The organism is Bacillota bacterium, assembly GCA_023511835.1.
Classification (GTDB): domain Bacteria; phylum Bacillota; class Sulfobacillia; order JAIMAT01; family JAIMAT01; genus JAIMAT01.
Genome location: JAIMAT010000083.1, coordinates 1 through 8445 on the forward strand (window position 1 = coordinate 1; position 8445 = coordinate 8445).

Consider the following 8445-nt stretch of genomic DNA (forward strand, 5'->3'; position numbering starts at 1 on the left):
GCCGCCTCCATGGCGAGGAACTGCTGGGTGAGCGTCTGCTGCTCCAGGTCGAGCCGGCTCTGGAAGGCGGTGATCTGGTCGGAGATCTGGCGGATCTGGTCGCTGAGCGACTGCTCGATGGAGGGGATGACGCCGCTCACCCCGCCGAGGGCGTTGCCGGCCATGCTGTCCACGTAGCGGCTCAGCTGGTCGACGACGCCCGTGCCGCTGCCGTTGGTGAGGAGCGCCAGCACCGCCTGGGGGTTGGCCTGGAGGGCGGCGCTCAGCTTGGCGGAGTCGGTGACGGCCAGCTGGTTGTCCGTGCCGCTGGTGCCGATGCCGATGTCGGCCAGGCTCTGGTAGGTCGTCGCGCCGGCGACGGCGGAGGTGACGATCTGGCGGAGCCGGAAGGCCATCCCCTGCGCCGCCAGATCGTTGGCCAGGGGCCCGTCGTCGGCGGTGGTGCTGGGATCGCCCAGGGTGGTCTCCTTCTGGAGGAGTCCCACCAGCTTGTTGTACTCGCTGACGAAGGCGTTGACCGCGTCGGTGAAGGGCTGCTGGTTGGCCGAGACCGTGATGGTGGCCGTGCCGACGCCGGTCAGCGTCATGGTCAGGCCGCTGAGGGCGCCGGTCAGCGTGACGGTGTTGGTGTGGCTGGTCTGCGGGTAGCCCGCGTTCTGGCCCTGGACGACGAAGCTGGCGTCGCCGCCGTAGACCGCGGGGGCTCCCGCCGTGAACCCGAGATCGGCGGCCAGGGCGCCGGTGTCCGCGGTGAGCGCCAGCGAGGCTTGGCTGCCGGTGGCAGAGCCGACCAGCTGCATATACCCGTTGGGGCCCAGCGTCAGCTGGACGGCGCCGCCCGTGCGGGTCGCCACCGCCTCGGCCACCTGGGCCAGCGTCTGGTTGGGGTCGTAGCCGACGCTGACCGTGGTGCTGTTGCCGCTGCTGTCGGTGTAGACGATGGTCCACGCGCCCGAGGAAGTGATCCCGAACTGGTTCTGCAGCGTGTCGTTGGGGTTGACCTTGGAGACGTTCACGTTGCCGGTGATCACCGGCCCCGTGGCCAGCGCCTTGACCTGGACGGCGTAGCTCCCCGGCGTCGCGCCGTTCGTCCCGGAGACGGCGAGGACGCCCGTGTCGCTGGAGCTGGCGGTCACCGCGCTGAAGAGCGTGCTCTGGGTGAGCGCCTGGGCGGCCGACTCGAAGGCCTGGAGCTCGCTCTGGATGGTCGACCAGGCGCTCGAGGCGGCCTGGAGCGCGCCCTGCTGCTGCTGCATCTGGGTGATCGGCTGGCTGTCCAGCTGGATCAGCTGCTGGACGATGGACTGCCAGTCGATGCCCGAGCCCAGGCCCGTGAACTGGACCGGCGGGGTGCTGCTCACGCTCCCGACCTCCCCGGGACCCGCATCCTCGCAGGAAGGGGCCCGTCTCGGCCTCTCCTTCGAACGCCGGCGGCGCCGCTTGAGGGGGAACCGGGGCGGCCCCTCCCCCGTCTTGCCGCGAGGGACGGGCTTGGAAGGAGGTGGAGCCGATGGCGGGACGAGAGGAGGCGACGGGCGGCAGGCCGCCCGAGGTGACGGCGGCGCTGCGGCGGCTGCGCGACGCCGGCGGCAGGGCGGAGGCGGCGCGGCGGAACCTGGAGGATCTCCTCGCCGGGCGCTGGGACGGCAAGCGCTGGACCTGGCTGGCCAAGCGTGACGGCGTCCCGCACCTCTACCGGCTGACGCCCTTCACCCGGGTGCTGGCCGCCTGGATGGGCGAGGAGCCGCCGGCGCCGCCGACACCGGAGGAGCTGGAGGCCGAGCTGGAGCGCTGCCGCTGGGAGCGGCTGCGGCTCCAGGCGGAGACGCGCGCCCTCCTCGAGAGCTGGTGGAGGAAGCGCTACCCGGGCCTTCACCCCGGCGGGGCGGCGGAGGAGGGGCGGGCCCCCGGCGGCTGAGGGCGGCGGCTGGCCACCGCCTGCGGCGCGCGGGGCGGGCCGCGGACCCGGGGGCGGGCCGGTCATCCCGGCCCGCCCCCGTCGCTGCGGCTCAGAGGTCGTACTGCGCCCGCACCAGCTCGAGGATCCCCTTCTTCTCCAGCAGGCGGAAGGGGACGCGCAGGGTGAGCTGGACGGCGCCCGGCAGGCGGGCGATCTCCACGCCGCCGGTGACGGTGGCCCGGTTCCGCACCTCCGCCTCGCTGACGCCCAGGAAGCGCGCCGCCCTCCGGATGGCGTTCTCGGTGGCGCGGTTGAGGTCGACGCCGGTGCCGATGAACTGGAGCGGCGCCGCCTCCAGCTCGGGGGTGACGCCGATGCGCTCGCCCAGGGCGCGGGCGGCGGCCGCTTCCTCGGGCGTGAAGGGGCGGGCGATGGGCGGCAGGTCCTCGGGCCTCGGCAGGAGGATGGGCCCCTCCAGCTCCAGGCCGGGGAGGAGGTCGACGCGGACGGTGACGTCGGCGGTGACGTCGATGGAGTGGAGCGCCAGCTCGCCGCGGCCCATCACCGAGTGGGCGTCGCCCATGTAGACGCCGGCGCCCTCCACCTTGACGGGGCAGAGGAGGACGGCGCCCTCGCGCACGTCGCGGCAGTCGAGGTGGGCGTCGGTGCGGTGCGCCTCCAGCTGCTCCTGGGTGAGCGCGTAGGGGTGGTGGGCGCCGACGAGGCTCGCGCCGAAGTCGCCGGCGTTGTGCGAGTCGGGCATGTCGACGGAGGGCATGGTGCCGATGTTGCCCACGTTGGGGATGACGCGGGCGACCATGCCGCTCAGCGTGTGGGGCGCGTAGAGGACGATGGGGTTCTGCTCGCTGGCCTCGGGGAGGGCCGCTTCCTCGCGCGCGCGGGCGGCGAAGCGGCGGGCGTTGGCCTCGTCGACGGCCAGCGAGACAGTGTAGGCGTCGTCGTAGGTGACGGTGTAGCCCTCCTCGAAGTGGAAGGCGCTGGCCTCGGCGCCGCAGCGGGCGCAGCGGACCGCCTCCTCGCCCACGCCCTCGACGCGGCTCTCGGGCCAGGGCGCGCCGCAGTTGGGGCAGCGCTTGTCGACGAAAGGGTCGTCGCCGAAGGCCTTGGGGTTGAGCGTCATGGTGCCGGTGGCGGCCGCGTGGGAGAGGACGCGCAGCCGCTCGATGGTGATGGCGACGGCGTCGCCGGGGCGCGCGCCCTCGACGTAGACCGGCTGGGTCACCTCGTGGCCGCCCTTGAAGTGCGGCGTGATCATGGGCCCCCAGCAGCCGGGCGGGGTGACGGCCCGGATGCGGCCGCCGCTGGGGATCCGCCCGAAGAAGCCGGCGCCGGGACCGATGAGGCCGCCGGTGTAGCGCGTCACCTGGATCTGGGGGACTTCCTCCACCCGCGTCGCCATGCGGAACCACCTCCTCGGGCGCCGTGCCGCCGGCGGGCCCCGGCCCGCCCGCCGCGGGGGACGCGCCCGGCGTCGGGCGCGCCGGCCGCCGGCGCGGCGCTCCGCGGAAGCACTTCGGCCCCGCCGGAGCGTCCCCTCCCTCCCGCCCGACCGCGACGGCCCCGGCGCGCACGCCGGCGGCGCGGCCTGCCTATGCATGGGGCGAGACGCGGACCGGGGGGCGGCGGGCGATGGAGGGGGAGGGGGCCGAGCGGGCGCACCTGGCGGCGCTGCTGGAGGAAGGGGAGCCGGCCGACTGGCGCGCGCTCGACCTGGACCGCCTCTGCGAAGCGGTCTCCTCCCTCCCCCTCTCCCCGGCCACCGCCGCCCTCTGGCAGGGCTACTGCCGGGAGCGGGCGGCCGTGGCGGCGGCGCGGCGCCGCGTCCTCGCCCCGGCGGCGCGCGCGCTTCTCCGCCTCGCTGCCCGCCACCTGGCCCCCCGGGGCTTCGAGCTGGCCGGCGGCGCCGCCCTGGCCGCCGTCCACCTGGGCCACCGGCGGGCGGTCGACCTGGACTTCTTCGCCCCCGGCGGCGCGGCCGGCGACCGCTTCCACCGGGCGGTGGAGGCCTTCGCCGCCGCCCTGGAGGCGGCCGGGCTCGGGCCGGTCGTCGAGGCGCAGGGCCCGGCCTTCGCCCGCCTGCGCGCGGGGCGGCCGCCGCTGGCGATGGAGCTGGCGACGCACGAGCCCTTCCGCCTCGAGCCGCCCGACGCCCGCCTGGAGGGGATGCCGGTCCACTCGCTGCCCGACCTGGCCGCCGACAAGGTGCTGGCCCTCTTCGGTCGGGCGGCCGAGCGCGACTACGTCGACCTCTACTTCCTGCTGGAGCGGCGCTACGAGCTGGAGGAGCTGATGGCGCTGGCTTTGCGGAAGGACGCGCGCTTCCGCCCCGGCCTCTTCGCCAGGATGCTGGCCCGGGCGGCGGAGCTCCCCCTGCGGCCGGAGGGCCTCCTCCTGCCCGCGGAGCCGGAGCGGGTGCGGGCGACGCTGGTGGCGGCCGCGCACCGGCTGCTCCGGCGGCGGCTGGGCGAGCGGTGAGCCCGCGGCGGGCGGGGTGGCGCGGGCGGGGCGGGCGCGGCGCGGGCGACGGAGGCGGCGGGGGCGGCGGGGGCGGGTACTTTCTCCCCGGCCACTTCCCGAAATGACGTCATGATAGCGGAAGTGACGTCATGATGGCGGTCCGAAGCGGGATCGATGGCGGTCTGTACCGGGGCCGACGGCCGCGCCTTTCGGCATGCTCTACGCTTGGTTCTCGGGTCCGCCCAACTTACGGAGTTTGTCGACGTAATCGAGGGCTCGTTTCGTCATTTCGCGAACTTCCATCTCGTCCAGAACGTCCTCGTAGAAATTGGCATTGAGCAGATTCAGCGCAGCAAACTCGTCTTTGATCCAGCTCTGGCCTTGCGCCTTCGCCAGTTCTCGCGTGAATTCCACCAGCTGCCGGTGCGTTCCAAGACCTATGCCTCTTCCGGCGGCAAGCGCCTTCACTTCGAGAGAAACGTACCCCCAGACCAGTTCGGAAACCTTTTGCCACTCGCCTCGTAGAGCCGCTTCCCGGGCGTTGTCGAAATAGCGGGCAGCGACCTCACGATAAGCTTGGGACTCTTCGGATGCATGCTCTACCGCCTCTCGAGCTGCCGGACCTCGCCTCGTCCGTCCACGATGAGCTCCAATTCTTTCTGGGCCAACGTGTGCCGGTAGATGATCTGCCATCCCCCGTCCCCGGTGGGCCTCGCTGAAGAGACCCCCATGAACATCACCGGGTAGCCCGCCAAGCGCAGGACTTCCGCACACTTCTGGAGTGCTTGTTCCATGGTCACCAACCACACCTCCAGGAGGGCCCGGCTCAAAGACGCAACTGCGCCGGCGGCCGGCCACAGCCGTGGACGGCACGGACCGCGCCGTGGGAAGGGTGGGAACGCGGCCTTCGACCCCATCGTATCCCCTACCCCGGCCAGGCGGCGACAGGGGCGGCTGTAGCAGGCGCACGAGGCGGGCTACTCCCGCCCGCCTCCCGGGAGGCCGGCCGACCCTCCCCTCCTCGCGGACGGGCGCCGCCCCCGCGGGACGTAGCGCCGGATCTCCGTCTCCGCCACGCCCAGTTCGGCGTTCAGCCGCCGCGCCAGGACGAAGAGCAGGTCCGAGAGCCGGTTGACGTAGCGGAGCGAGGCCGGGTTGAGCGGCGTGCTCCGCTGGAGCCCGACGGCGCGGCGCTCGGCGCGGCGGACCAGCGTGCGCGCCAGGTGCGCCCAGGCGGCGGGTTCGCTTCCTCCCGGAAGGACGAACTCCCGGAGGGGGGAGGGGTCCCAGGCGTCGATCCAGCCCTCCAGACGCTCTACGTGCTCGTCGCGGATGGCCGGCTCGCCGCGGTTCCACGCCCAGTCGAAGCCGACGTTGAAGAGGTCGTTCTGGATCGTCTCCAGCGCCCGGGCGGCCTCGGCGAGGAAGCCGCCGGCGGCCGCGCCGCCGCGGGCGGCGGCCTCGGCCTGGAGGCGGGCGCGGAGGAGGCCGAGGAGGGCGTTGGCTTCGTCCAGGGTGCCGTAGGCCTCGACGCGTGGGTCGTCCTTGGGCACCCGCTCGCCGAAGCCGACGGAGGTGGTGCCGGCGTCGCCGGTGCGCGTGTAGATCTTCGCCATGGCCTCGCTTCCTTTCGCGCCGCGGAGCTCGGGACGGCCGCCCGATCCTCCCGGGACGGCCGCCCCGTTCCCCGTTATACTGGGGCTCGTACAATCCCATCCACAACCGGGCAGGTGCCCCCGGTCCCGGCCGGGGGAGAATAGGGAAGTCCGGGGTAGCGGCCCGAAGGCCGCGGATCCGGCGCGGTCCCGCCACTGTGATTGCGGATGGGCCACCCGCGCACACGCCGCTCCGGCACGGCGGTGCGACCCCTCCACTGTCCCGCAACCCCCGGGGGAAGGCATCCCGGGAAGGCGGGGCGGGAAGGAGCGGGCGGCCCGATGAGGCATCAGCCAGGAGACCTGCCTGCCCGGTGGGAGCGTACAGACCCTTCGCGGAAAGGGGGTACGCGTCCGCCATGTACCGCGCGTACAAGCGGATCGCCCACCTCGTCGTCGCCGTCCTTCTTCTGTTCTCCGCCCCCCTCGGCCTCGCCGCCTGCGGCGGCAGCCCCTCGAAGCCGGACGCCTCCGCCGCCCGGCCGGCCGCCTCCGCTCTCGCCGGGAAGCCCGCCTCACCGGTCACGCGCTACCCGCTCCAGGTGGTGGACGACCTCGGCCGGAGCGTGCGGATCGAGCGCGCGCCGCGGCGCGTGGTCAGCCTCGGCCCGAGCAACACCCAGATCCTCTTCGCCGTCGGAGCGGGCTCCCGGGTGGTCGGGGTCGACCAGTTCAGCACCGAGCCGGCGGCGGCCCGGAAGCTCCCGAAGGTGGGCGGCCTCACCGACCCCGACTTCGAGGCGATCGTGGCCCGGCAGCCCGACCTGGTCCTGACCACCGACATCAACGCCCAGCCGGTGGTCCAGCGCCTGGAGTCGCTCCACGTCCCGGTGCTGGTCCTCAACCCCAAGACGCTCTCCGGCGTCCACCACGACATCGAGCTGGTGGGCCGCGTGCTCGACCTCCAGGCGCAGGCGGCGGCGGTGGTCCGCGCCATGACCGCCCGGGAAGAGCGGGTGGAGAGCCGGGTGGCGGACATCCCCGCCAGCCGGCGCGTCAAGGTCTACTACGAGGTCTGGGAGAACCCGGAGATGACGGCGGGCCCCGGCAGCTTCATCGACGACTTGATCCGGCGCGCCGGCGGCGTCAACATCGCCGACGACGCCCAGAGCCCCTGGCCCGAGTACAGCGTGGAGCGGATCGTGGCCCACGACCCGGACGTGATCCTCACGCCCTTCGCCGCCGGCTACCAGCAGCTCCTCCACGGCCAGCGGCCGGCCTGGAGCTCCATCCGCGCCGTCCGCCAGCACCGCGTCCACCTGGTGCCGCAGAACCTGGTCTCCCAGCCCGGCCCCGACCTGGTGCAGGCGCTGGAGCTGATCGCCCGGGACCTCTATCCGGACCGCTTCGCGGCCGGGTGGTGACGGCGCGTTCGGGGGCGGAGCGGGCGCGCGGCGGAGGTCAGAGCGTGCAGCGGAGCCGGCGCACCTCGCCGGGCGCCCAGCCCTCTTCCAGCTCCCGGCCGACCAGGCGCCGCCAGAGGAAGCGGAGCGGGCCCCCGTGCGTCACCACCGCCACCTCCGCCCCGGCCTCCCCGGGGGCGCCGGGCGCCGGCCCGGGGAGCCCCCCAAGGAGGCCGGGGAGTCCCTCCAGGAAGCGGGCCAGCCGCCCCTCCAGATCCCCGGCCCGCTCCCCGCCCGGCGGCGCCACCGCGAAGGGGTCGGCGCTCCAGGCGGCCCAGAGCTCCGGCCAGCCGCGCCGGGCTTCCTCGGCCGTCAGGCCGTCCCAGAGGCCGAAGTCGAGCTCGCGCAGCTCGGGAAGGAAGATCGGCCGGAGCTGGTGCGGGCGGGCGACCGCCTCCGCCGTCTCCCGGGCCCGGCGCAGGTCGCTCGACAGGACGGCCCGGAGCGGACGGGCGGCCAGCTTCCGCGCGGCGCGCCAGGCCTCTGCGCGGCCCTGCCGGGTGAGGGGCGGGTCCCCCCTCTGGCCGAGGAGGCGAAACTCCCGGTTCCCTTCGACCTCGCCGTGCCGGAGGAGCCAGAGCACCAGGGGCGTCACCGCAGGCGCCCCACGCGGGTGATGGGCGGGAGCGGGCGCCCCGAGCGCCGGGCGGCAGCCTCCGCCTCCCGCGACCACCAGGCGCCGAGCTCCTCCGAGCCGACGGCGACCAGGCAGGTGGCCGGTCCGGCCGAGGCCGAGAGAGGGAAGGCCGGGCCCGCGCCCTCCCGGGCCTCTTCCGGCTCCCAGGTCAGCCCCGCCTCCAGGGCGAGCTGGCGGCCCTCCGCCGCCACGCCGCCCGAGCCGGCCGGCACGCAGAGGTGGAGATGGGGCGAGGCGAGCAGGAGGCGCAGCGCCCGCAGGTCGGCGATCTCCGGGTCGTCCAGGCGGACGGAGGCGCCCACCTTCGGCCGGCCGACCGCCCAGAGGGTCTCGCCCGGCCGGGCGGGACCCAGGCGGAGGGCCCCGGGCGGG

9 protein-coding genes and 1 riboswitch are annotated in these 8445 nt (G+C 74.6%); of the genes, 3 read left to right on the forward strand and 6 right to left on the reverse strand.

The annotated features are described in order from the left end of the window. Nucleotides 1–1361: flagellar filament capping protein FliD (gene fliD / locus K6U79_09860; GenBank protein MCL6522656.1), on the reverse strand; the 1361-nt coding region annotated here is incomplete at its 3' end. A 149-nt stretch (nt 1362–1510) separates the two neighbouring features. Here fliD and K6U79_09865 point away from each other — a divergent pair. Continuing rightward, complete coding sequence (locus K6U79_09865) at nt 1511–1918, forward strand: hypothetical protein (protein ID MCL6522657.1); 408 nt, start codon at nt 1511–1513, stop codon at nt 1916–1918. A gap of 91 nt (nt 1919–2009) precedes the next feature. Here K6U79_09865 and K6U79_09870 read toward each other — a convergent pair whose 3' ends face one another. Continuing rightward, complete coding sequence (locus K6U79_09870; GenBank protein ID MCL6522658.1) at nt 2010–3320, reverse strand: acetamidase/formamidase family protein; 1311 nt, start codon at nt 3318–3320, stop codon at nt 2010–2012. Nucleotides 3321–3550: 230 nt separating this feature from the next. Between K6U79_09870 and K6U79_09875 the strand changes: the two genes are divergently transcribed. After that, complete coding sequence (locus K6U79_09875; protein MCL6522659.1) at nt 3551–4396, forward strand: nucleotidyl transferase AbiEii/AbiGii toxin family protein; 846 nt, start codon at nt 3551–3553, stop codon at nt 4394–4396. Nucleotides 4397–4597: 201 nt separating this feature from the next. On the opposite strand, the gene K6U79_09880 is transcribed toward K6U79_09875, so the two are convergent. Beyond that, nucleotides 4598–5071 carry a hypothetical protein gene (locus K6U79_09880; GenBank protein ID MCL6522660.1) on the reverse strand — a complete coding sequence of 158 codons (474 nt, stop codon included), beginning with the start codon at nt 5069–5071 and terminating at the stop codon, nt 4598–4600. Nucleotides 5072–5355: 284 nt separating this feature from the next. After that, complete coding sequence (locus K6U79_09885) at nt 5356–5994, reverse strand: cob(I)yrinic acid a,c-diamide adenosyltransferase (protein ID MCL6522661.1); 639 nt, start codon at nt 5992–5994, stop codon at nt 5356–5358. Nucleotides 5995–6089: 95 nt separating this feature from the next. After that, nucleotides 6090–6359, forward strand: a riboswitch (cobalamin riboswitch). 33 nt (nt 6360–6392) lie between these two features. Here K6U79_09885 and K6U79_09890 point away from each other — a divergent pair. Beyond that, nucleotides 6393–7397 (forward strand): helical backbone metal receptor, encoded by a 1005-nt coding sequence (locus K6U79_09890; GenBank protein MCL6522662.1) that lies wholly within the window; start codon nt 6393–6395, stop codon nt 7395–7397. A 37-nt stretch (nt 7398–7434) separates the two neighbouring features. On the opposite strand, the gene K6U79_09895 is transcribed toward K6U79_09890, so the two are convergent. Then, nucleotides 7435–8031 (reverse strand): histidine phosphatase family protein, encoded by a 597-nt coding sequence (locus tag K6U79_09895; protein ID MCL6522663.1) that lies wholly within the window; start codon nt 8029–8031, stop codon nt 7435–7437. Then, nucleotides 8028–8445 (reverse strand): hypothetical protein (locus K6U79_09900; protein MCL6522664.1); only part of this gene is annotated, 418 nt, incomplete at its 5' end. The genes K6U79_09900 and K6U79_09895, both read right to left, overlap by 4 nt.

Bases quoted from the DNA above. Each gene is read 5' to 3' on its own strand.
- K6U79_09865 (MCL6522657.1), top strand. From the start codon at position 1,511: ATGGCGGGACGAGAGGAGGCGACGGGCGGCAGGCCGCCCGAGGTGACG.
- K6U79_09870 (MCL6522658.1), bottom strand. From the start codon at position 3,320: ATGGCGACGCGGGTGGAGGAAGTCCCCCAGATCCAGGTGACGCGCTAC.
- K6U79_09875 (MCL6522659.1), top strand. From the start codon at position 3,551: ATGGAGGGGGAGGGGGCCGAGCGGGCGCACCTGGCGGCGCTGCTGGAG.
- K6U79_09880 (MCL6522660.1), bottom strand. From the start codon at position 5,071: ATGGCAGATCATCTACCGGCACACGTTGGCCCAGAAAGAATTGGAGCT.
- K6U79_09885 (MCL6522661.1), bottom strand. From the start codon at position 5,994: ATGGCGAAGATCTACACGCGCACCGGCGACGCCGGCACCACCTCCGTC.
- K6U79_09890 (MCL6522662.1), top strand. From the start codon at position 6,393: ATGTACCGCGCGTACAAGCGGATCGCCCACCTCGTCGTCGCCGTCCTT.